This is a genomic window from Streptomyces sp. NBC_00209 (assembly GCF_045206345.1).
GTDB lineage: Bacteria > Actinomycetota > Actinomycetes > Streptomycetales > Streptomycetaceae > Streptomyces.
Genome location: NZ_CP108121.1, coordinates 3,747,012 through 3,770,095 on the forward strand (window position 1 = coordinate 3,747,012; position 23,084 = coordinate 3,770,095).

The following is a 23,084-nucleotide window of genomic DNA, read 5'->3' on the forward strand; positions in this document are numbered from 1 at the left end:
TCCCGTGAGCAGTAGCGAGAAGGACGTCCGGCTCTCCGTCGGCGACACAGAGTTGACCGTGAACCCCGCCAACGGCTGTCGGATCAGCAGCCTGCGGATCGGCGGTACCGAACTGCTGCGGCAGGGGGAGCGGTACGGCTGCTTCCCGATGGTGCCGTGGTGCGGGCGGACCGAGAACGGGCAGTTCCGCGACGGCGGCGTCCTCCACCAGCTGCCGCTGACCGCTCCGCCGCACGCCATCCACGGCACGGGCCGCGACACGGCGTGGCACACCGCCCTGGAGAGCGGGACCCAGGCGTCGTTCTACTACGACCTGGCCGACCCGTGGCCGTACCCGGGCCGGGTGACGCAGACCTTCGAACTGGCCGAGGACTCCCTCACGTTGGCCTTCGGCATCGAGACGTACGGGGACTCCTTCCCGGCCCAGGCGGGCTGGCACCCGTGGTTCCGCCGCCGCCTCGACACCGGCGAGGAGGTCCGTATCGACTTCGACGCCGCCTGGCAGGAGGAGCGCGGCGAGAACCACCTGCCGACCGGCCGCCGGATTCCGCCCCTGCCCGGCCCGTGGGACGACTGCTTCGGTATGCCGGACGGTGTCGATGTCACCCTCACCTGGCCGGAGCGGCTGGAGCTGACGGTGAAGAGCCGGTCCGAGTGGGTCGTGATCTACGACGAGCAGGACGAGGCGGTCTGCGTGGAGCCGCAGTCGGGCCCGCCGAACGGGCTGAACACCGACCCGCGCTATGTCACCCCGGTCGACCCGCTGGAGATCGCCACCACCTGGAGTTGGCGCCGGCTCTGAGCGCCGCGGAAATCGCGCGCCTTATCCTCGTAGCCATGACTGACGTACGTGCTGAGCTGCTCCAGCAGATCAAGGACAAGGCCGTGGTTCACGGCAAGGTGACGCTCTCCTCCGGCCTGGAGGCCGACTGGTACATCGATCTGCGCCGCATCACGCTGGACGGCAAGGCCGCCCCGATGGTCGGTCAGGTCATGCTCGACGCGACGGCCGAGCTGGACTACGACTGCGTGGGCGGGCTGACGCTCGGCGCCGACCCCGTCGCCACGTCGATGCTGCACGCCTCCGCGGCCCGTGGCCAGGAGCTGGACGCCTTCGTGGTCCGCAAGGCGCAGAAGGCGCACGGGATGCAGCGCCGGATCGAGGGCGCGGACGTGAAGGGCCGTCGCTGCCTCGTGGTCGAGGACACCTCGACCACCGGCGGCTCGCCGCTGACCGCCGTCGAGGCCGTGCGCGAGGCCGGTGGCGAGGTCGTCGCCGTGGCCGTGATCGTGGAGCGCGGTGCCGCCCCGGCCATCGCCGAGGCGGGCCTTCCGTACGTCCACGTGTACACGGTTCCGGACCTCGACCTCGCCTGAGCTGGCAGTTTGCCCGAAGGCGGTCGGTTTCACGTGAAACCGACCGCCTTCGTCGTACGTCTGCGCGCAGGACCGCCCGGGCTGGGAGGCACCGCCGGGTGGAGCCGGAACCAGAGTCTGGGAAGATGGGGGCGACGATGACGTCGCCCCCAGGTCAGGGACCCAGCACGCACACCCGCACATCCCAAGGAGCGGACAGATGCCCATCGCAACCCCCGAGGCATACGCCGAGATGCTTGACCGGGCGAAGGCAGGCAAGTTCGCCTACCCGGCCATCAACGTGACGTCGACCCAGACCCTGCACGCCGCCCTGCGCGGCTTCGCGGAGGCCGAGAGCGACGGCATCGTGCAGATCTCGACCGGCGGCGCGGAGTTCCTGGGCGGCCAGTACAACAAGGACATGGTCACGGGCGCCGTTGCCCTCGCCGAGTTCGCGCACATCGTCGCCGCCAAGTACGACATCACCGTCGCGCTGCACACCGACCACTGCCCCAAGGACAAGCTGGACACGTACGTCCGTCCGCTGATCGACGTCTCCGCGGAGCGCGTCGCCAAGGGTCTGAACCCGCTGTTCCAGTCGCACATGTGGGACGGCTCGGCCGAGACGCTGGCCGACAACCTGGCCATCGGCCAGGAGCTGCTGGCCAAGGCCGCCGCCGCCAAGATCATCCTTGAGGTCGAGATCACCCCGACCGGTGGCGAGGAGGACGGCGTCACCCACGAGATCAACGACGAGCTCTACACGACCGTGGACGACGCGCTGCGCACCGCCGAGGCGCTGGGTCTGGGCGAGAAGGGCCGCTACCTGCTGGCCGCCTCGTTCGGCAACGTGCACGGTGTCTACAAGCCGGGCAACGTCGTCCTGCGCCCGGAGCTCCTCAAGGACCTCCAGGAGGGTGCCGGCGCCAAGTACGGCAAGACGTCGCCGTTCGACTTCGTCTTCCACGGCGGCTCCGGCTCCACGGCCGAGGAGATCGCCACCGCGCTGGAGAACGGCGTCGTGAAGATGAACCTCGACACCGACACCCAGTACGCTTTCACCCGCCCGATCGTGGACCACATGTTCCGCAACTACGACGGTGTGCTGAAGGTCGACGGCGAGGTCGGCAACAAGAAGTTCTACGACCCGCGCAGCTGGGGCAAGGCCGCCGAGGGTGGCATGGCCGAGCGCGTCACGGAGGCGTGCGCCAACCTGCGCTCCACCGGCACCAAGCTGAAGTAATCCGGTACGGATGTGTGCCGTGGGCCCGGCACCCCTCGGGGTGCCGGGCCCACGGCATGTCCGGCCCCGTCACGCACGACCCGAGGGAACAGCTGTGAGTACGTCCTACGACTTCGACACCGTGATCGACCGCCGCGGAACCTGGTGCGTCCAGTGGGACGGGGTCGCGGACCGCTTCGGGGTGGACGGGCTGCTGCCGTTCACCATCTCCGACATGGACTTCGAGACCGCCCCCGAGGTGCTGGCCGCCCTGCGGGCCCGGCTCGAACACGGCGTGCTCGGCTACACGGACTGGCGGCTGGGCGACTTCCGGCCGGCCATCGCCCACTGGTACGCGACGCGGTACGGCACCACCATCGACACCGGGAGCCTGGTGTACGGGCCGTCCGTCCTCAGCCAGCTCTCGCAGCTGCTCCAGATGTGGACGGCCGAGGGCGACGGCGTGGTCCTGCACACGCCCACGTACGACGGCTTCCGCAAGGCGGTCCACGGACTCGGGCGGGAGCTGCGGGGCGTGCCGCTGGGGGACGCGGACGCGCTGGAGCGGGAGCTCGCGCGGCCGGACAGCAAGGTCCTCCTGGTCTGCTCCCCGCACAATCCGTCCGGGCGGGTGTGGACGGAGGCGGAGCTCGCCGGGATGGCCGAGCTCGCCGCTCGCCACGGTGTGGCCGTGATCAGCGATGAGATCCACGCGGACTTCGTGCACGACGGACGCCCGCACCTGCCGTGGAGCCGGGTGGGAGGCGACGCGCGCTGGGCGGTCATCACCTCGGCCTCGAAGTCGTTCAACTTCCCGGCGCTGACCGGTTCGTACGGCCTCATCGGGCGGCCGGAGGACCGGACCGAGTATCTGCGCCGGATGGAGACGGCGGAGGGCCTCGCCTCACCGGCGGTGCTCTCGCTGACCGCGCACATCGCCGCGTACCGGGAGGGCGGGCCGTGGCTGGACGCGGTGCGTGCGTACGTCGTGGAGAACCTGGCCCTGGTCGCCGAGCGGCTGAACACCGCGTTCCCCGAGCTCGCGTGGGAGCCGCCGCAGGCCGGGTACCTGGCCTGGATCGATCTGCGGCGCGCGGGTGTCCAGGACGACGAGGCGTTGCAGCGCGTGCTGATCGAGCGGGAGCGCGTCGCGGTGATGCCCGGCAGCACGTACGGGGCCGAGGGCTTCGTGCGGCTGAACGTGGGGTGCGCGCGGAGCAAGGTCGAGGCGGGGCTCGATGCGCTGATCCGGGGTATCGAGGCGGTACGGGTCGCCGGCTGAGGGCTCCCGGTGGCCCTTCGGCCGGGTGCCGACGATGCTGAGGCCATGGAGAAGAGCGAGGCGGACGGGCCCGCGATCCGGGTGGCCTCCGCCGCTGGGCGCTGGGTCGTCCTGACGACGGTGCTCGGGTCGAGCATGGCCATGCTCGACTCCACCGTCATCAACGTCGCCCTGCCCCGCATCGGCGACGACCTGGGCACCGACCTGGCCGCGCTCCAGTGGACCGTCAACGCCTACATGCTGACCCTCGCAGGGCTGATCCTGCTCGGCGGGGCGCTCGGCGACCGCTACGGGCGGAGGCGGGTCTTCGTGGTCGGCGTCATCTGGTTCGCCGCCGCCTCGCTGGTCTGCGGCCTCGCGCCGAACGCCCCCGTGCTCATCGCCGCCCGCGCCCTCCAAGGAGTCGGCGGAGCGCTGCTGACGCCCGGCTCGCTGGCCCTGATCCAGGCGAGCTTCCATCCCGACGACCGGGCCCGCGCGGTCGGGCTGTGGTCCGGGTTCGGCGGGGTCGGCGCCGCCGTGGGGCCGTTCCTGGGCGGCTGGCTGGTCGACGGGCCGGGCTGGCGCTGGGTGTTCCTGCTCAACCTGCCGCTCGCCGCCGTCTGCGTGCCCGTCGCGCTGCGCCACGTACCGGAGTCCCGGGACCCGAACGCGCAGGGGCGTTTCGACGTCGCCGGGGCGGCCCTCGGCGCCCTCGCGCTCGCACTGGTGACGTACGCGCTGATCGCCGCACCGGCGCAGGGCGCTTCCCCGGCCGTGATCGGGTCGGCGGTGGGCGGGGTGCTCCTCGGTGCCGCCTTCGTCCAGCTCGAACGGCGGCGGGCCCATCCGATGCTGCCGCCGTCGGTGTTCGCGTCCCGTCAGTTCACCGCCGTCAACGTAGTCACCCTGTGCGTGTACGCGGCGCTCGGCGGCTACTTCTTCCTCTCCGCGATCCAGCTTCAGGTCGTCGCCGGCTACTCGGCGCTGGGCGCCGGCACCGCGCTGCTGCCGACCACCCTCCTGATGCTGCTGTTCTCGGCCGCCTCGGGCGAGCTGGGCCAGCGCATCGGCCCGCGTATCCCGCTCACCGTCGGACCGCTGACCGCCGCCGCCGGCATGCTGCTGATGCTGCGCGTGGGGCCGGGCTCGAACTCCGTCACCGGGTACCTGACCGACGTACTGCCCGCCGTGGCCGTCCTGGGCGTCGGTCTTGTCACCGTCGTGGCCCCCCTCACCGCGACCGTCCTGGCTTCCGTGGACACGGGCCGGGCCGGGCTCGCCAGCGGCATCAACAACGCCGCCGCCCGCGCCGCCGGCCTCATCGCGGTGGCCGCGTTGCCGCTGCTCGCCGGCATGGGGCCGGAGGCGTACCGGGACGCCGGGGAGTTCGCCGCGACGTTCCGGCGGGCGATGCCGATGTGCGCCGGACTGCTGGTGCTCGGCGCGTTGATCGCCTGGGCGACCGTACGCACACCCGCCCCCGTGGACGACACCGCGCGGCCCGAGTGCGCGGTGCACTGCGGCGTCACGAGCCCGCCGCTGGAGCCCGCGCCGGAGGCCGCCCGGCCGGACACCACCGGCTGACGGGGGCCGGGCGCTCCCCGGCCGCGCGGGCCGGGGCCGGATTCGGACCCACCGGGTCCTCGGCGGGCCCCGTGCCAGGCACACTGGGAGCATGTCGATCCACGAGAACCTGCTCGGGGGCCCGCCCCCGACCCACCTGCCCGACGACCCGGAGCCGCGCGAACTGCTCGCCGCCGGCACCGCGCCCGCCGACGTCGCCGCGAAGTACCCGACCTCCTCGCTGGCCTGGGCGCAGCTCGCCGACGAGGCGTTCGAGGGCGGCCGGGTCGTCGAGTCGTACGCCTACGCCCGCACCGGCTACCACCGCGGCCTCGACGCGCTGCGCCGGGCCGGCTGGAAGGGCCACGGCCCCGTGCCGTTCGAGCACGAGCCGAACCGCGGTTTCCTCCGCGCCCTGCACGCCCTCGCCCGGGCCGCGCAGTCGATCGGCGAGCAGGAGGAGTACGAGCGCTGCTCGTCGTTCCTGCGCGACTCCTCGCCGACCGCCGCCGAGACCCTCGGCTAGCCGACGCCCTAACGCAGGCCCCGCAGCTCCGCATCCGCGACTGCGGGGCCTGCGCGTGTCCGGGGACGGCGATTACTATGCGAACAGGGGACCGGGGCTCCACTTCCGCAGGGAAGGGGCGGACCGCTACCCGGAAGCTCGTGTCGAGGAGACAGCGATGTCGACGATTCACCCCGACCCCGAAGCCACCGGTGCGGCCACCCCGCACCTCGACTTCGCGGGCACGACTCCGTACGAGGACTATGTCCAGGCGGATGTCCTGACCCACCTCCAGCACCTCCGCTCGGACGATCCCGGCGAGATGGTCTTCCTGGTCACCACCCAGGTCATGGAGCTGTGGTTCACCGTCATCGTCCATGAGTGGGAGACCGCCGCGCACGCGATGCGCGAGGACCGCCTGGACGTCGCGCAGGACGCGCTGAAGCGGTCGCTGCGGGAGCTGGAGGCCCTGAACGCCTCCTGGACACCGCTCGCCCAGCTCACCCCCGCCCAGTTCAACTCCTACCGGTCCTCGCTCGGCGAGGGTTCCGGTTTCCAGTCGGCGATGTACCGGCGGATGGAGTTCCTGCTCGGTGACAAGTCCGCGTCCATGCTGGTGCCGCACCGGGGTGCGCCCCGCGTCCACGCGGAGCTGGAGAAGGCCCTCGCGGAGCCCGGCCTGTACGACGAGGCCCTCGCCCTGCTCGCCCGGCGCGGGCACGCGATCCCGGCGTCCGTGCTCGGCCGGGACCTGACCCAGAAGTACGAGCCGTCTGCCGAGATCGAGGCCGTCTGGGCGGAGATCTACGCCAACCCGGACCAGAACGACGAGCTGGTCCGCCTCGGCGAGGTGCTCACCGATGTGGGCGAGCTGGTGTGGCGATGGCGCAACGACCATCTCCTCGCCACCCGGCGGGCCATGGGCTCCAAGACCGGCACCGGCGGCTCGGCCGGCGTGGCCTGGCTGGAGAAGCGCGCCACGAAGAACGTGTTCCCCGAGCTCTGGACGGCCCGCAGCCATGTCTGACCTGCAGGAGCGCGCACAGGCGCTCGACACCGAGGACGCCCTCGCACCGCTGCGCGAGCTGTTCACCCTGGACGACACCGTCTACCTGGACGGCAACTCGCTCGGCGCGCTGCCCCGTCACGTGCCCGCCCGGGTGCAGGAGGTCCTCACCCGCGAGTGGGGTGAGCTGCGCATCCGGTCCTGGGGTGAGAGCGGCTGGTGGACGGCTCCGGAACGGATCGGTGACCGTATCGCCCCGATCGTCGGCGCGGCGGCCGGCAGGATCGTCGTCGGCGACTCGACCAGCGTGAACGTCTTCAAGGCCCTCGTCGCCGCGACCCGGCTGGCACCGGAGGGCCGCGACGAGATCCTGGTCGACGCGCAGACGTTCCCCACCGACGGCTACATCGCCGCTTCGGCGGCCCGGATGACCGGCCACCGGATCGTCCCGGTCGCCCCCGCCGATGTGCCGGACGCGCTCGGTCCGCGGACCGCCGCCGTCCTGCTCAACCACGTCGACTACCGCTCGGGCCGGCTGCACGACCTGCCGGGGCTGACCACCGCGGCGCGGGCCGCGGGCGCGATCGCCGTCTGGGACCTGTGCCACAGCGCGGGCGCGCTCCCCGTCGGCCTGGACGAGCACGGCGTGGACCTGGCGGTCGGCTGCACGTACAAGTACCTCAACGGCGGCCCCGGTTCGCCCGCCTACCTGTACGTCGCCGAGCGCCACCAGACGTCCTTCGACTCGCCCCTGCCGGGGTGGACGTCGCACGCCGACCCGTTCGCGATGACGCCCGGCTACACCCCGGCGGACGGTGCGGTCCGGGGCCGGGTCGGCACGCCGGACATCCTGTCCATGCTGGCCCTGGAGGCGTCGCTCGACGTCTGGGACGGGGTCGGGATCGAGGCGGTCCGGGCCAAGTCCCTGGCGCTGACGGACTTCTTCCTGGAGTGCGTCGAGGCGTACGCCCCCGAGGGGCGGGTCACCTCCGTCACCCCGGCCGCCCACGCGGAACGGGGCAGCCAGGTCGCGCTGCGGTGCGACGACGCCGAGCCCGTGATGGCCGAGCTGATCGCGCGCGGTGTCGTCGGGGACCTGCGCCGGCCCGATGTGCTGCGGTTCGGTTTCACACCGCTGTACGTGGGGTTCGCGGACGCGGAACGCGCGGCGCGGGTGCTCGCGGAGGTTCTGGGCGCTCCGGCGGCGTAGGCTGCCGCATCCGTCCGGTGACCGGCTCGCCCCAGTCACCGGACGGCGCCGTGCGAGGGCTCGTGCGGGGCCTCGCACGGCGCGGTGTGCGGGGTGCCGATTCCCGGTAAGCGGGGTTGTCCGTCGTACTGGTACCGTCCCCGCAGGTCAGGCCAGTTGGGCCGGACGACAGGGAGGGTGGGAGCAGGATGTCGGATTCCGCCGCGCGCGAGCGGGACGCCGCCGAGACCGAGTCGGCCTTCTCGCATCCGGCCGTCGCCCCCGACGCGTCCGCCGCCTACGGCAGCCACCCCGACCAGGTCATCGATTTCTATGCCCCGCGTGGGGGCCTCACCGGTGCGCCGGTCGTGGTCGTGCTGCACGGTGGGGCGTGGCGGGCTCCGTACGACCGGGCGCATGTGTCGCCGTTCGCGGACTTCCTGGCCCGGCACGGGTTCGCCGTGGCCAGTGTGGAGTACCGGCGCGGCAGCGAGCTTCCGCAGCAGCGCGGGACCGGCCCGGTCGCGGGGCGCTGGCCGGAGACCTTTGACGACGTCGCCGCCGCGATGGACGCGTTGCCGGAGCTGCTGGCGCGGGAGTTGCCGGCGGCGGACGTCCGCAGGATCGTCGTCACGGGGCACTCGGCGGGCGGACAGCTGGCCCTGTGGGCCGCCGCCCGGCACGTACTGCCGGAGGGCTCGCCGTGGAGGCTCCCGAGGCCGCCCGCGCTGCGGGGCGTGGTGGCGCTGGCACCGATCGCGGACTTCGGCTCGGCGGTCGCGCTCGACGTGTGCTCGGGGGCGATCGGGCAGCTTCTGGGGGCTGCGGAGGACTTCGCCGAGCGGAGCGCGCACGCCGATCCGTCCCGGCTGCTGCCCACGGGCATCGCGACCGCGGTCGTCCAGGGCACGACGGACCTCACGGTCCCTGCGGCCGTCTCCGAGGCGTTCGTGGACGCGGCGGCGAAGGAGGGCGAGACGGTGGGGCTGACCCTGCTGCCGGACGTCGGCCACTTCCCGCTGATCGACCCGGCCGCCGACGCGTGCGCGGTGGTCGCGGAGGAGATCGCCCAGCTCGCCTGGTAGATGGCGGAGGAGATCGCCCAGCTCGCCTGGTAGATGCGTGAGGGCGGGCGCGTAGTACTTGCGACGGACGGCCGGGAATCCGCAAATCTGCTGACGACCCGGCCCGCCGCCCCGCCTACCGTGGAGGCGTGACCGAGACCAAGACCAGAAGCCCGGAGCTACGGCTCGCCGCGCGTGCGATGGACGACCTCTGGGAAGACCTCTTCGAGGACGCCTTCGCCTACCGGCCGATGTCACCGATGCGCACGGACGGGCCTCTGACCAGGCGGTTGCCGCGGCGGCTCGCGGCACGGGCCGCGTGGATCCCGCACGCGGCGGTGCTGGGCGTCGCGATGATCACCTTCATGGCGGGGTTCACGGTCACCGGCAACGCCGGCGTCCTGCTGGCCGGGCTGCTGCCCGCCGCCTGTGTGGCGATGACACTGATCAGGCCGGTCGGGGCGTTCTGGATGTCGATGGTCCTGATGCCGGTGAGCGTGGTGGTGGGTGGCTACGACCCGTGGTCGGCGAGCGTCTTCATCTGCCACTTGGTGGTGCTGTTCGTGGTCGCGGCCAGGACCCGGCCGCGCACCGCCGCCTGGATGTGGGTGCTCACGCTGCTGCTGGGCCTCGTCGTGGAGGGTGTCGTCACCGGCGGGGCCGGCGGGCCGAACACCGCGGGCATGGCGGTGGCCTCGGCGTTCGCGCTGCTCTTGGTGAGCATGGTCCAGGTCCGGCGGGAGGCGCAGCGCGAGGTCACCGTGCAGCGCACCGTCACCGCCGTCGAGCGCGACCGGCGCACGCTGCTGGAGGAGCGCAGCACGATCGCCCGCGAACTCCACGACGTGGTCGCCCACCACATGTCCGTCGTCGCCATCCAGGCCGAGGCCGCCCCGTACCGGGTCGAGAACCCGCCGCCGGAGCTGGAGCAGGCGTTCGTCACGATCCGGGAGAACGCCGTGGCCGCGCTCACCGAGCTGCGCCGGGTGCTCGGCGTCGTCCGGGCCGACGACTACGAGGCACCGGACGCGCCGCAGCCCACCCTCGCCGACCTCGACCGGCTGCTCACCAACGTCGGGGACGCGGGCCTGGTGACGGAGAAGGCGGTGACCGGGGCGGTCCGCGAACTGCCCCAAGGCGTCGAGCTGTCGGCGTACCGGATCATCCAGGAGGCGCTCAGCAACAGCCTTCGGCACGCCCCGGGCGCCACGGCCAGGGTCGAGATCGGCTACGTCCTCGGCGGGCTCGGCCTGCGCGTGGTCAACGGACCGCCGACCGCTCCCGTGAAGCCGTCGCCGGGGGCCGGGCACGGGATCACCGGGATGCGGGAGCGGGTCGCGATGCTGAACGGCGAGATGACCGCCGAGCCCACCGAGGAGGGCGGCTACGAGGTCGCGGCCTTCATTCCGGCCCAGCAGACGGCGCCCGGTGCGTCCGGCGCCTTCAAGGAGCAGGCATGACGACGCAGCCCGCAGCTCCGCCGATCCGGGTCCTGATCGTGGACGACCAGATGATGGTCCGCGAGGGCTTCTCGGTCCTGCTCAACGCCATGCCGGGCATCGAGGTCGTCGGCGAGGCGGTGAACGGCCGCGAGGCCGTCTCCCAGGTCGCCGCGCTCCGCCCCGACGTGGTGCTGATGGATATCCGCATGCCGGAGCTCAACGGCATCGAGGCGACCCGCGAGATCGTCGCCGCGGACGCGGACGCGAAGGTTCTGGTCCTCACCACCTTCGACCTGGACGAATACGTCTACCAGGCCCTGCGTGCCGGGGCCTCCGGCTTCCTTCTCAAGGACGCCTCGGCCCGACAGCTGGCCGACGGGGTACGTGTGGTCGCCTCCGGCGAGGCGCTGCTGGCCCCCACCGTGACCCGGCGCCTGATCACCGAGTTCTCCAGACTCGCCTCCGCCCCCCGCCCTCCCGCCTTGGCCCGGGTCGGCGACCTCACCGAGCGCGAGACCGAAGTGCTCGTCCTCATCGCCCAGGGCCTGTCGAACGCGGAGATCGCCGGACACCTGGTCGTCGCCGAGTCGACCATCAAGACCCATGTGAGCCGCATCCTGGTCAAACTCGGCCTTCGCGACCGCACCCAGGCCGCGGTCTTCGCCTATGAGGCCCGCTTGGTCACTCCTTCCTGAGCACCGTGGTCTAGGGCCTTTCGTTTGGATCAGGCTGGGCTCGCGGGGCGTGGCACGCGTGTCTGCGGCGTTGTCGTCGGTTGCCAACGCTCTGCGTTGTCGCCCTCCTCCGCCTTGCAGCCACACGCACCACGCCCCGCTCCCTGATCCAGCCTGATCCAAACGAAAGGCCCTAGCGTCGGCCCATGGAACAGCCCAGCACCTCCCCTGCCTTGTTCGACCCCTGGTCGTCGGCGTTCGTCGCCGACCCGTACCCCGCCTACGCCGAGCTGCGGGCCACCGGCCGGGCGCACTACTTCGAGGCCACCGACCAATGGCTCGTCCCGCACTACGCCGATGTGTCGGCCCTGCTGCGAGACCGGCGGCTGGGGCGCACCTACCTCCACCGGTTCACGCACGAGGAGTTCGGCCGGACGCCGCCGCCCCCGGAGCACGAGCCGTTCGAGACGCTCAACGGGCAAGGGCTGCTGGACCTCGAACCGCCGGACCACACCCGCATCCGGCGCCTGGTGTCCAAGGCGTTCACCCCGCGCACCGTCGAACAGCTCATCCCCACCGTCCAGCGGCTGGCCGCCGGACTCGTGGACGACTTCGTGGAGCAGGGCGGGGGCGACCTGCTGGGGGCCGTCGCCGAGCCGCTGCCCGTCGCCGTGATCGCCGAGATGCTCGGTATCCCGGAGTCCGACCGGGCCCCGCTGCGGCCCTGGTCCGCGGCGATCTGCGGGATGTTCGAGCTCAACCCGTCGGAGGACACCGCCCGCGCCGCCGTCCGTGCCTCCCTCGAATTCTCCGCGTATCTGCGCGAGTTGATCGCCGAGCGGCGCGCGCACCCTGGCGCCGACCTCATCTCCGCCCTCGTCGCCGCCCACGACGAGGGCGAGCGGCTGACCGAGCAGGAGATGGTCTCCACCTGCGTCCTCCTCCTGAATGCCGGGCACGAGGCGACCGTCAACACCACGGTCAACGGCTGGTGGACGCTGCTGCGCCACCCCGGGCAGCTGGCCGCCCTCCGTGCCGACCACGGGCTTCTGCCCACGGCGCTGGAAGAACTGATGCGGTACGACACCCCCCTTCAGATGTTCGAGCGCTGGGTCCTGGACGACATCGAGATCGACGGCACCGTCATTCCGCGGGGCTCCGAGGTGGCCCTGCTCTTCGGCTCGGCCAACCGCGACCCCGCCCGCTTCGCGGCCCCGGACACCCTGGACCTCGCCCGGCGGGAGAACCCGCACATCACCTTCGGCGCCGGCATCCACTTCTGCCTGGGCGCCCCGCTCGCCCGGGTCGAGCTGGCCGCCTCCTTCGGTGAGCTGCTGCGCAAGGCCCCCGGTCTGCGACTGGCCGCCGAGCCCGAGTGGAACCCGGGCTATGTCATCAGGGGCCTGAAGGAGCTGCGGGTCGAGGTGTGAGGTCGTGGGCGGGCGGCCCTCCCAGGCCCCCGCCCCACCTCAGGTCACCAGATCCCGGCGGCGCAACGCCCTCAGGGCCGCAGCCACCAGGGCCGCCGACAGCGCGGTGAGGAGCGTCACCGGCCCCCACTCCATCCCCGCTCCCGGCAGCTTCGGCAGGTGCGTGAACGGCGACGCGTCCATCACCGGCTGCGGCAGGTCCAGGGCGGGCCCGATCCAGCCGAGCGCCAGGCAGAGCCCCACCACCCCCCAGCTCGCCGGGGCCGCCTTCGGTATCGCCCCGTGGAGCAGGGCCGTGACCCCGCCGAGCAGCCAGACGGCGGGCAGTTGCACCAGGCAGGCGCCGAGCACGGCCGGAAGCGCGTGACCGTACCCCGCCGCCAGGCCGAGACCGCCGACCGCCATGATCAAGGCCGCCCCGCCGAAGGCGATGAGCAGATGGCCCCCCTCCCAGCGGAGCCGACCGACGGCCCCCGCGAGCACCGGCTCCGCGCGGCCGGCGGTCTCCTCCCCGTGCGGCCGGAGCACCGACGCGGTGATGTACAGAGCGGTGATCGTGCCGAGCACGGAGACCATCGAGGCGAGGAACGCGTCGGTCAGACCGGACTGCCCGCCCATCCGCTCGAAGATCTCGCGGGCCTTCTCGTTGTCCCCGACCAGGTCCGCCGCCCCGCCGGCCAGTCCACCGAAGACGAAGCCGACGACCGCGAAGGACACCGTCCACCCCAGCAGCGCACCGCGTTGCAGCCGTATCGCGAGGCCCCAGGCGGTGGACATCCGGCCCCGCGCCGACCCCGGACGCGCCGCCAGGAAGCTCATGCCGACGTCCCGGCGCCCGGTCAGCGCGTACGCCACGAGGCACTGCACCGCCACCGCACCGGTGATCAGGAGGGAAGAGGAGCGGGATGAGCGGCGAATCCGCGGAGAAGAGCGCGGCCGAGGGCGCGGTCCGGGGCCCCGGGGACCGGGACACCGAGGCCGCCGTATCCGGTGCGGTCAACTACCTCACGCAGGTCAGCATGGTCGGCCGCGAACGTGAACCGGGCTCGCGCCGCGACCGGTACCGCCTGCACAACGAGATCTGGTACACCACCTTCGCCGGCCGCGACCAGGTCCTCACCCGCTGGGAGCGCACCCTCAAGGACGGCGCGCGCACGCTCGGCGAGCACACCCCGGCCGGCGCCCGGATCGCCGAGACGGCGGCGTTCTTCGAGTTCCTGCAGTCGGAGCTGGAGGGGCTGATGGGGCGCTGGGAGGAGCACCGCAAGACCCTCGACCTGCCGGCGGGCAGGCCCGGCGCGAGCACCTGACCGCCCACGCCCGCTACCCCGCCGGAAGCATCAGCCCCCAGGCCCCCGCCCGTACCGTCCACGTACGCGTCCGCACCGGCCCCGCGACCTGTATGTCCGCCCGGTAGCGGAAGTCCGCCCCCGAGACCGTGACCGCCTTGGCCTCCGTGGTGACCGGGGCGGTGTCCGGCGCGTCGATCGTCACAGCGGCCAGACCGTCGTCGCAGCAGCCCGACGTCACCGTCACGGAGGCGACCGGGCGGTCGAGGTCGTTCAGCACGACGCCGTCGGCCTCCACACGCAGCCGGTGCGTCGGCGGCACGGCGGCCGGTTCCGGAGGCGCGGGGCGCACCAGGGTGCGGACCAGGGAGCGACAGGCGTCCCAGACGGAGGACGCGCCCAGCCGGTCGGCCCCCGTGCCGGGGGCCCCGTTCAGCGCGGGGATGCGCAGCGCGCCCAGGACCACGCCGTCGCTGTCGTCCACGAGCAGGTCGAGGCGGCGCACCGCCCCGTCCAGCGCCGTGCGCGCCGCCGCCACGGCGCCGTTCGGCACGCCGAGCGAGTGCGCGAGTTCCAGCGCGCCCGACGCGCCGACGGGGACGAGGGACAGCGCGCTCATGGCGGGCTCCCGCTCCCGGTGCAGCAGGGACACGGCACGCCGCAGCGCCCGGTCGTCGCCGATCACCACCGGCCGCCGGCCGCCCCGGCGGGACAGGGCCCGGGCGAATTCCCCGGGGCTGTCCGGGAGGCAGATCTTGGCGTGCGAGCCCGCGCTCAGCACGTCCTTCGCGATGCGGACGGACTCGCCGTCCGTCCGGCGGGCGACCGGATCGATCACCACCAGCAGGTGGGGCGCACCGTTACCGGGGGGCTGGGCAGCCGACACCTCGGTCCTTCCTCGGGTAGCATCTTGGTGCAAGAGCCCCTTGCGCTATTGCGCCAGGGGTTTCGTCTATTCCGGGGCACCCGGTTCGACGGTTCGGACTGTGCCGTACAACGACGTACGGCATGTACGGCGTTTTCGTACGCCCCCTGACCTTGGACATGCCCCGCCCGGAAGGGGTGTACGCCTGTGCCCGCACTTGTGCTGCTCGGTGCTCAGTGGGGTGACGAGGGCAAGGGAAAGGCCACCGACCTCCTCGGTGGATCCGTGGACTATGTGGTGCGCTACCAGGGCGGCAACAACGCCGGCCACACGGTGGTCGTCGGTGACCAGAAGTACGCACTGCATCTCCTCCCCTCCGGCATCCTGTCACCGGGGTGTACCCCGGTCATCGGTAATGGTGTCGTCGTCGACCCGGCGGTCCTGCTCTCCGAGCTGAGTGGGCTGAACGACCGCGGCGTGGACACGTCGAAGCTGCTGATCAGCGGCAATGCTCATTTGATCACCCCGTACAACGTCACCGTCGACAAGGTGACGGAACGGTTCCTCGGGAAGCGCAAGATCGGCACCACCGGGCGCGGCATCGGCCCGACGTACGCCGACAAGATCAACCGGGTCGGCATCCGCGTCCAGGACCTCTACGACGAGTCGATCCTGGAGCAGAAGGTCGAGGCGGCCCTGGAGCAGAAGAACCAGCTTCTGGCCAAGGTCTTCAACCGGCGCGCCATCGAGGCCGGCAAGGTCGTCGAGGACATGCTCCAGTACGCGGAGCAGCTCAAGCCCTACGTGGCCGACACGACGCTCCTCCTGAACGACGCCATCGACGCGGGCAAGGTCGTCCTGTTCGAGGGCGGCCAGGGCACGCTGCTCGACGTCGACCACGGCACGTACCCGTTCGTGACCTCCTCGAACCCGACCGCGGGCGGCGCCTGCACCGGTGCCGGGGTCGGTCCGACCAAGATCAGCCGGGTCATCGGCATCCTGAAGGCGTACACCACCCGTGTCGGCGCCGGCCCGTTCCCGACGGAGCTGCACGACGAGGACGGCGAGGCGCTGCGGCGGATCGGTGGCGAGCGCGGTGTCACCACCGGCCGTGACCGCCGGTGCGGCTGGTTCGACGCGGTCATCGCGCGGTACGCGACCCGGGTCAACGGCCTCACCGACTTCTTCCTCACCAAGCTGGACGTGCTGACCGGCTGGGAGCAGATCCCGGTGTGCGTCGCGTACGAGATCGACGGCAAGCGTGTCGAGGAGCTTCCGTACAGCCAGACCGACTTCCACCACGCGAAGCCGGTCTACGAGATGCTTCCGGGCTGGTCCGAGGACATCACCAAGGCGAAGACGTTCGCCGACCTGCCGAAGAACGCGCAGGCGTACGTGAAGGCGCTGGAGGAGATGTCCGGCGCCCCGATCTCCGCGATCGGTGTCGGCCCCGGCCGTACCGAGACCATCGAGATCAACTCGTTCCTGTAGTCGTACGGGGGCATGGGAGGGCCGGGGCGGCGGATGAGCCCCGGCCCTCCGGCATGTGCGCGTCTCAACCGGACCGCCTGGTCTAGACCTTGACAGGTTCAGACCAGCGACGGTTGGGTGCAGGGATGCCCGCACGGCCTGCCCGCCGAGGTGTGCGGCGCACCGTGCCCGTCCTCGTAGAAGGAGTGAGCAGCGCTGAACCGCATCAAGAGCATCCTGACCGTACTGAGCGCGGTCGTCGCCACGGCGGCCTTCCTGCCCGGCGCCGCCAACGCCGCACCGGCCGCTTCGGACACCGCAGGCTCCACCTCGTGCGCACCCCTGTGGAAATCCTCGACCGCCTACACGGCCGGCGGCACGGTCTCGCACCACGGCCGCAACTGGACGGCGAAGTGGTGGACGCAGAACGAGAACCCGGGTGCCGCCACGGTCTGGGCGGATGAGGGCGCCTGTGCGGGAGGGGTCTCCGACTTCGTCATCAGCGAGGCGGAGTTCGAAACGATCTTCCCCAAGCGCGACCCCTTCTACACCTACCAGGGCCTGATCGACGCGCTGCACGCGTATCCCCGCTTCGCCAACACCGGGACCGAGCAGACCCGGAGCCGGGAGGCCGCGGCTTTCCTGACGCACGCCGACTTCGAGTCGGTCGGCCTGCAGTACGTGAAGGAGATCAACGAGGCCAACTACTGGATCAAGTGCGACTACAGCCAGCCGTTCGGCTGCCCGGCCGGCCAGTCCGCCTACTACGGGCGCGGCCCGATCATGTTCAGCTGGAACTTCAACTACAAGGCGGCCGGAGACGCGCTCGGCCTCGATCTGCTCAACGACCCGTGGCTGGTGGAGCGCGATCCGTCCGTCGCCTGGCAGACCGCGCTCTGGTACTGGAACACCCAGAACGGGCCCGGAACCATGACCTCCCACGACGCCATGGTCGGCGGGGCCGGCTTCGGCGAGACCATCCGCTCACTCAACGGCTCGCTGGAGTGCAACGGCGGAAATCCTGAGTCGGTTGAGGCTCGGGCGGCCAAGTACGAGCACATCACGGATGTCATCGGCGTCGACCCGGGTTCGCACCTCACCTGCTGACGCCGTCCCGAACTTCGGGGCCACGCGATCTTTGCGTCGTGGGAGGGCCCCGGGGTTCTCGCGGCGGAAGAGGTTCCGTTTTTTGGTCTAGACCTTGACAGGTCCAGACCAACCGCGCTTGAGTGGCGGCAACCCCCCACAGCGGTGCGCCGCGACGATCGGTGCACCGCGACGAAGGAGTGTGCAGATGTTCCGTCGCATCATGGGCCTGCTCGCCGCGCTGGGCGCGGTCGTCGCAGGACTCGTCGTACTCCCCGCCACCACCGCGTCGGCCGCCGACTGCGCGGCTGCCTGGAACGCCTCGTCCGTGTACACCGGAGGCGGCGCCGCCTCGTACAACGGGCACAACTGGACCGCGAAGTGGTGGACACAGAACGAGAAGCCGGGCAGCTCGGACGTCTGGGCCGACCAGGGCGCCTGCGGAAGCGGAGGCGGCACGGACCCGGGTGACCCGGGCTCGTCCTCCGGCTTCGTGGTCAGTGAGGCGCAGTTCAACCAGATGTTCCCCGGCCGCAGTTCCTTCTACACCTACAGCGGGCTGGTCGCCGCGCTCGACGCCTACCCGGGCTTCGCCAACACCGGCAGTGACACCGTCAAGAAGCAGGAGGCCGCGGCCTTCCTTGCCAACGTCAGCCACGAGACCGGCGGACTGGTGTACGTCGTCGAGCAGAACACCGCCAACTACCCGCACTACTGCGACAGCAGCCAGCCCTACGGCTGCCCGGCGGGCCAGGCCGCGTACTACGGGCGCGGCCCGATCCAGCTCAGCTGGAACTTCAACTACAAGGCCGCGGGCGACGCACTCGGCATCGACCTTCTGGGCAACCCCTACCTGGTCGAGCAGGACGCCGCCGTGGCCTGGAAGACCGGCCTCTGGTACTGGAACACCCAGAACGGCCCCGGCTCCATGACGGCCCACAACGCCATGGTGAACGGCGCCGGCTTCGGTGAGACGATCCGCTCCATCAACGGCTCGATCGAGTGCAACGGCGGAAACCCCGCCCAGGTCCAGAGCCGCATCGACAAGTACCAGGCGTTCGTGCAGATCCTCGGAACCACGCCCGGTTCCAACTTGAGCTGCTGAACAGGGCTTTCGCCCGGCAACTTCACTCGTGTGGGGGACGCCTCCGGCCTTGTGGCCGGAGGCGTCCCCCGCCTCGTTGTCAGTGGTCGCCTCTAACGTCGCAAACGTCGGGACCACAGGCGGTCGGCGCATGAGGAGAGGGCATCACGATGGAGTTCCGGATCGAACGAGGCGAGCTGACGGACGCCGTCTCCTGGGCCGCCCGCGTGCTGCCCACCAGGTCGCCCGTGCCCGTCCTGGGCGGGCTGCTGCTGGAGGCGGCGGACGACGGACTGAGCATCTCCGGCCTGGACTACGAGGCGTCCGCCCGCATCGAGGTCGCGGCGCGGACCGAACGGCCCGGGAAGGTCCTGGTCATGGGCCGCCGCCTGCTGGACGTGTGCAAGGTGCTGCCCGAAGGACCGGTGGAATGCGCGGTCGAGGGCTCACGGTTCACGGTGACGGCCGGCGGCGCCGGATTCGGCCTGTCCGTCCTTCCGCTGGACGACTATCCCGCGCTGCCCCCACTGCCGGCGATACTCGGTGAGGTGGACGGGCAGGAGTTCGCGGCAGCCGTCGCCGACGTGTCGGTGGCCGCCGGCCGGGACGACACCCTCCCCACGCTCACCGGAATCCGCCTGGCGCTCGACGGCGAGCGGATGACCCTCGCCGCCACCGACCGCTACCGCTTCGCCGTCCGTACGCTCGGCTGGCGGCCAACGGGCCGCGCGGTGACGGCCGACGTCGTCGTCTCGGCCCGCCGGCTCAGCGAGATCGCCCGCTCGGTCGGCAGCCGCCCCGGTACGGTCCGCCTCGCCCTGGACGGCGGTTCGGCGGGCTTCGAACGGGAGGGCATGCGGACCACGGTCCGGCTGCTCGACGGCCGGCTCCCGCGCCACGACAAGCTGTTCGTGCTGAGCGGGCCGGTCCAAGCGGTGATCGAGCGCGAACCGCTGGTCGAGGCGGTGAAGCGGGTCGCGGTCGTGGCGGACGGCGACAGCCCGCTCCAGTTCGCGTTCACCGGGGACTCCGTCCTGCTCCAGGCCGGGTACGAGGACGACGTGGCCTCCCAGCGCCTGCCCGCCGGGCTCCAGGGCGCCGACGAGATCGCCGTGGGGTTCAACCCCTCCTACCTGATGGACGCGCTGGCCACGTTCGACGCCCCGGTGGTCCGGTTCCAGCTCATGGGTCAGGGCCAGCGAGCCATGATCACCGGGCACCGGGACCACGAGGAGGCGGCGGCCGCGGCGGACGGGGTGGGGGACACGGTCCACCAGCACCTGCTCATGTCGCTCCGGCAGCTGGTCCAGTGAAGCCGGGGGCGGGGCCGCCGGGCAGGGGGCAGCCGTGCGCACGCATGGGCAGCCCCGCCCGGCCCGGTGGGTCAGCCGGACTTCGTGTACGTGAGCTTCTCGCCGCTCGACGTGTTCTCACGGCTCAGGCTGCCGTCCGGGAGCAGGGTGAGCGTGGTCGGAGCCCCCGGAGTGCAGGAAGCCGCCGGTTCGCCCTCCGTCACGGTGGAGGGGCCGATGCTGACGGGCTCGCCGTCGCCGGCCTCGACGCTCAGGGTCGCCTCGAAGACGCAGCGGTAGGTGCCGCCGGTGGCGAGGGGGCCCTCGGCGGTCAGGGTGAGAATCGTGTCGCCCACCTCGCCCTGACGGATGACGAGTTCACGGGTGGAGTGGCCGGTGGCGTTGTCGATGCTGCCCGACCAGGAGCCCAGGTAGTCGTCGGGGACGGCGCCCTCCTCGCCGTTGTCCCCGTCGTCGGGCGAGGGATCCGGGGAGACGTCGGGGGTGGGGGAGTTGTCGATGGCCTGCGACGGGGAGGGACCGGCCGAGCGGGTGGGCTTTGCCGTTGGCGTCCCGCCCTTGTCGCTCATGAGGGCGTAGACGGAACCGCCCGCGCCTATGGCGACCAGTACGGCGACGAGGATCAGCGCGATGGTCGAACCGCTGCTCCTGCGGGCCGGTTCGGGAGCGGGGGCCGGATGCTGGGTGCCCGTGGGGTACCCGGGGCCGTACGGGGGAGTGGCGCCCTGGCCGGGCTGCTGCGGGTAGCCGTACGGGTGGTAGCCGTGGTCCGGGCTCGGCTGCTGGGGGTAGCCGTATGCCTGGCCTTGGCCGGGATGCTGTGGATAGCCGTATCCCTGGCCGGGGTTGGGCTGCTGCGGGTGGCCGTAGCCCTGGGCCTGCTGTGGCTGGGCGGCCTGGTGCGGGTAGCCGTAGCCGGGAGGCGGGGTGGCCGGGGGCGGCCCGCTCGGCGGCGTGGCGGCGGCACCGGCCGCGCCGGCGGCCGCGGTGGGGAGCGCTCGGACGGGCCCGGGCCCGGGCTGCCCGGGGGACGGGAGCGAGGCGGGCGCACTGGTGGGGGCGTCGAGGACCGCGGTCTCGGGCTCGGCCGCCGACTCGGCGCCCGGGTCGGACGGGGAGCCGACGGGAGCATCGGACGGGGCGCCGGGGGCAGCGTCGGACGGGGCGTCGCCCACCGCGTCGGCGGGGGCGCCCGGCTTGGTGAGGGAGACCGCGCCCTGCGGCTTCCCGCCGACCGGGGCGGGGGAGGCGCCGGGGGTCCGGTCCGGGTCCGGCACCGCGTCGGCCGGTGCGGCGCCACGGGGCCCCGCGTCGGCGGGCGCCCCGCCACCCGGCACCACAGCGTCCGCCGGCACCGCGTCCTCGGGGTCCTCCGAGTCGAGCAGTTCCACGGCGTGGCGGCCGAGTTGGGCGAGGAGCGCACCCGGGAGCCAGGGCTCCGGGCTGTTGTCGCCGTCGGCCAGGAGCGCCAGGATGTCGTCGGTGGACGGCCGGGCCTGCGGGTCCTTGTGGAGGCAGCCGCGGATCAGGTCGTCGAGCCCCGGTGTGACCCCGGTCAGGTCCGGGTCCTCCTGCGCGATGCGGAACAGCAGGGCGTGCATCTCGTTGGCCGCGGCGCCGAAGGGAAGCCGTCCGGTCAGGGCGTACGTCAGCACAGAGCCCAGGCAGAACACGTCGCTGGCCGCGCTCACCCGCTCGCCCCGCACCTGCTCCGGAGACATGAAGCCGGGCGTGCCGACCAGGGCGCCGGTACGGGTGAGGCCGCCGTCGGTGATGGTGTCCAGGGCCCTGGCTATCCCGAAGTCGATGACGCGCGGGCCGTCGATCGTGAGCAGGATGTTGGAGGGCTTCAGGTCCCGGTGGATCAGGCCGGCCGTGTGGATGGCCTTCAGGGCGTGCGCCAGACCGGAGCCGAGGACGCGGACGGACCGCTCCGGCAAGGGGCCGTAGGCGCCGGGGGCCGGCGGGCCGGACGCGGTGCCCGGCCTGCCCGAGACGGTGGCGTGAAGGGAGGGGCCGGCCACATACCCGGTGGCGACCCACGGGACGTCGGCCTCGGTGTCGGCGTCCAGGACGGGCGCGGTCCACGTGGAACCCACCCGCCGGGCGGCCCGCACCTCTTGGCGGAACCGGTCGCGGAATTCCTGCTGCGCGGCCAGTTCCTCGCGTACCAGCTTGAGCGCGACCGTACGGCCGCGGTCGGACCGGGCCAGATAGACCTGCCCCATCCCGCCCATGCCGAGGCGCCCCAGCAACCGGTAGGCGCCGATGCGCTGTGGATCGGTGGACCCGAGCTTCTCCATGGTGTGCGGCCTCCCCCGTACGACAACACGCCGGACGGGGACGAGAATAGCGGCGTGGATCGTCCGGGCGGGCCCCTCCGGGGCTCAGGGCCGGTACGACCCCGGTCTAAGGTGACCCGGAACCGAATGGGGGAGGGGCGCCATGTGCCCGAGCGGAGCCGTCACCCGCAGCACCCTGCGACAGCAGATCGCGGACGCGCTGCGTGACGAAGTGCTCGCCGGGCGTCTCCTGCCGGGGCGCGAGTTCACCGTCAAGCAGATCGCCGAGCAGTACGGGGTGTCCGCGACGCCCGTCCGCGAGGCGCTGTTCGACCTGTCCGCGCAGGGCCTGCTCGAATCCGACCAGCACCGCGGATTTCGGGTGCACCAGTTCACGGTCGCGGACTACCGGGCGATGGTGGAGGCCCGCGCCCTGGTCATGGACGGGGTCATCCGGGACGTCTTCCACGAACCGCTTCCGGACCGGCGGGCCGACTACCGGGACGCGCTGGTCTCCGTACGCCGCCGGGCCGAGGAGGCCGCCCGCGCGGCGCGCTGCGGTGACCTGGACATCCTCATCGGCTACGACCTGCGCTTCTGGCGCGAGCTCGGCGGGCTCATCGGCAACGGCTACATCAGCGACTTCCTGCACCGGCTGCGCGTCCAGGCGTGGGTGTTCGCCGTGCCGTACCTGCGGGGCGACGCCGATCTGCGGGACTGGCTGTGGAACGGCCACGCCGAACTGGTCGCCGCGATCACGCACCGGGACCGCGAGGCCCTGCGCGCGGTGATAGACGGGTACAACGGCCATGCACTGAGCTGGGCCGACCGCCTGGCCGGGCTGGAGCCGTCCGAGGCGGAGACCGAGGGGCCCGCCTGAGCCCCCGGCACCGTCGTCGCCCCTTTGCGCCCCGGGCCGGTCGTGAGCGACCACTGTGCGCGCGGTGCCGGTCGCATTACGCTGTCCCGACCACCGCACG

The 23,084-nt window shown here is 72.2% G+C and carries 20 protein-coding genes and 1 pseudogene; 18 read left to right on the forward strand and 3 right to left on the reverse strand.

The genetic code is table 11. The features are described from left to right. The first annotated feature begins 4 nt into the window (after positions 1 to 4). The 12 genes from OG867_RS16980 to OG867_RS17035 all read left to right on the forward strand — a co-directional run bounded on the left by OG867_RS16980 (position 5) and on the right by OG867_RS17035 (position 12,715). Positions 5 to 802 (forward strand): aldose 1-epimerase, encoded by a 798-nt coding sequence (locus OG867_RS16980; protein ID WP_328900987.1) that lies wholly within the window; start codon positions 5 to 7, stop codon positions 800 to 802. Between the two features lie 35 nt (positions 803 to 837). Beyond that, positions 838 to 1,377 carry an orotate phosphoribosyltransferase gene (gene pyrE, locus OG867_RS16985; protein ID WP_018102092.1) on the forward strand — a complete coding sequence of 180 codons (540 nt, stop codon included), beginning with the start codon at positions 838 to 840 and terminating at the stop codon, positions 1,375 to 1,377. 199 nt (positions 1,378 to 1,576) lie between these two features. Next, the gene (gene fbaA, locus OG867_RS16990; RefSeq protein WP_406286318.1) at positions 1,577 to 2,599 is read left to right on the forward strand and encodes a class II fructose-bisphosphate aldolase; all 1,023 of its coding nucleotides are present in this window, start codon (positions 1,577 to 1,579) and stop codon (positions 2,597 to 2,599) included. Between the two features lie 94 nt (positions 2,600 to 2,693). After that, the gene (locus OG867_RS16995) at positions 2,694 to 3,860 is read left to right on the forward strand and encodes a MalY/PatB family protein (RefSeq protein ID WP_406286321.1); all 1,167 of its coding nucleotides are present in this window, start codon (positions 2,694 to 2,696) and stop codon (positions 3,858 to 3,860) included. Positions 3,861 to 3,905: 45 nt separating this feature from the next. After that, positions 3,906 to 5,426: an MFS transporter gene (locus OG867_RS17000; RefSeq protein WP_328900984.1), complete on the forward strand. Its 1,521-nt coding sequence runs from the start codon at positions 3,906 to 3,908 to the stop codon at positions 5,424 to 5,426. 91 nt (positions 5,427 to 5,517) lie between these two features. Then, positions 5,518 to 5,931, forward strand: a complete 414-nt coding sequence (locus OG867_RS17005) for a DUF3151 domain-containing protein (protein ID WP_328900983.1) — start codon at positions 5,518 to 5,520, stop codon at positions 5,929 to 5,931. A gap of 157 nt (positions 5,932 to 6,088) precedes the next feature. Continuing rightward, positions 6,089 to 6,937, forward strand: coding sequence for a tryptophan 2,3-dioxygenase family protein (locus tag OG867_RS17010; protein WP_328900982.1), 849 nt, complete (start codon positions 6,089 to 6,091; stop codon positions 6,935 to 6,937). Further along, positions 6,930 to 8,126 carry a kynureninase gene (gene kynU / locus OG867_RS17015; RefSeq protein ID WP_406286324.1) on the forward strand — a complete coding sequence of 399 codons (1,197 nt, stop codon included), beginning with the start codon at positions 6,930 to 6,932 and terminating at the stop codon, positions 8,124 to 8,126. Before OG867_RS17010 ends, kynU begins: the two co-directional genes overlap by 8 nt. 188 nt (positions 8,127 to 8,314) lie before the next feature. Continuing rightward, positions 8,315 to 9,190: an alpha/beta hydrolase family protein gene (locus OG867_RS17020; protein WP_406286326.1), complete on the forward strand. Its 876-nt coding sequence runs from the start codon at positions 8,315 to 8,317 to the stop codon at positions 9,188 to 9,190. A 179-nt stretch (positions 9,191 to 9,369) separates the two neighbouring features. Then, positions 9,370 to 10,629, forward strand: a complete 1,260-nt coding sequence (locus OG867_RS17025) for a sensor histidine kinase (RefSeq protein ID WP_406290997.1) — start codon at positions 9,370 to 9,372, stop codon at positions 10,627 to 10,629. Then, positions 10,626 to 11,306 (forward strand): response regulator transcription factor, encoded by a 681-nt coding sequence (locus OG867_RS17030; RefSeq protein ID WP_328900978.1) that lies wholly within the window; start codon positions 10,626 to 10,628, stop codon positions 11,304 to 11,306. The genes OG867_RS17025 and OG867_RS17030 overlap by 4 nt, the downstream gene beginning before the upstream one ends. Before the next feature lie 185 nt (positions 11,307 to 11,491). Continuing rightward, the gene (locus tag OG867_RS17035; protein WP_406286328.1) at positions 11,492 to 12,715 is read left to right on the forward strand and encodes a cytochrome P450; all 1,224 of its coding nucleotides are present in this window, start codon (positions 11,492 to 11,494) and stop codon (positions 12,713 to 12,715) included. Positions 12,716 to 12,754: 39 nt separating this feature from the next. Here the strand turns inward: OG867_RS17035 and OG867_RS17040 are convergent. Beyond that, positions 12,755 to 13,606 (reverse strand): annotated as a pseudogene (locus OG867_RS17040) (ABC transporter permease); the annotation flags it as partial. Between the two features lie 14 nt (positions 13,607 to 13,620). Between OG867_RS17040 and OG867_RS17045 the strand changes: the two are divergent. Continuing rightward, complete coding sequence (locus OG867_RS17045) at positions 13,621 to 14,025, forward strand: GbsR/MarR family transcriptional regulator (RefSeq protein ID WP_406286330.1); 405 nt, start codon at positions 13,621 to 13,623, stop codon at positions 14,023 to 14,025. Positions 14,026 to 14,038: 13 nt separating this feature from the next. Here the strand turns inward: OG867_RS17045 and OG867_RS17050 are convergent, their stop codons facing one another. Next, complete coding sequence (locus OG867_RS17050; protein WP_406286332.1) at positions 14,039 to 14,890, reverse strand: diacylglycerol kinase; 852 nt, start codon at positions 14,888 to 14,890, stop codon at positions 14,039 to 14,041. Between the two features lie 186 nt (positions 14,891 to 15,076). Here OG867_RS17050 and OG867_RS17055 point away from each other — a divergent pair, with 186 nt between their 5' ends. From OG867_RS17055 to dnaN, 4 genes are all read left to right on the forward strand, one after another. Further along, positions 15,077 to 16,360: an adenylosuccinate synthase gene (locus tag OG867_RS17055; protein WP_328900973.1), complete on the forward strand. Its 1,284-nt coding sequence runs from the start codon at positions 15,077 to 15,079 to the stop codon at positions 16,358 to 16,360. A 195-nt stretch (positions 16,361 to 16,555) separates the two neighbouring features. Beyond that, entirely contained in the window at positions 16,556 to 17,446 is an 891-nt protein-coding gene (locus tag OG867_RS17060; protein ID WP_406290999.1) for a glycoside hydrolase family 19 protein, read from the forward strand. A gap of 187 nt (positions 17,447 to 17,633) precedes the next feature. Further along, positions 17,634 to 18,530, forward strand: a complete 897-nt coding sequence (locus OG867_RS17065) for a glycoside hydrolase family 19 protein (RefSeq protein WP_328900972.1) — start codon at positions 17,634 to 17,636, stop codon at positions 18,528 to 18,530. A gap of 149 nt (positions 18,531 to 18,679) precedes the next feature. Further along, on the forward strand, positions 18,680 to 19,822 hold the full coding sequence (dnaN, locus tag OG867_RS17070; protein WP_406286336.1) for a DNA polymerase III subunit beta: 1,143 nt from the start codon (positions 18,680 to 18,682) through the stop codon (positions 19,820 to 19,822). Between the two features lie 71 nt (positions 19,823 to 19,893). Here the strand turns inward: dnaN and OG867_RS17075 are convergent, their stop codons facing one another. Continuing rightward, entirely contained in the window at positions 19,894 to 22,125 is a 2,232-nt protein-coding gene (locus tag OG867_RS17075; protein ID WP_406286339.1) for a protein kinase domain-containing protein, read from the reverse strand. 142 nt (positions 22,126 to 22,267) lie between these two features. On the opposite strand from OG867_RS17075, the gene OG867_RS17080 reads away from it, so the two are divergent. Then, positions 22,268 to 22,984: a GntR family transcriptional regulator gene (locus OG867_RS17080; RefSeq protein WP_406286341.1), complete on the forward strand. Its 717-nt coding sequence runs from the start codon at positions 22,268 to 22,270 to the stop codon at positions 22,982 to 22,984. The last annotated feature ends 100 nt before the right edge of the window (positions 22,985 to 23,084 follow it).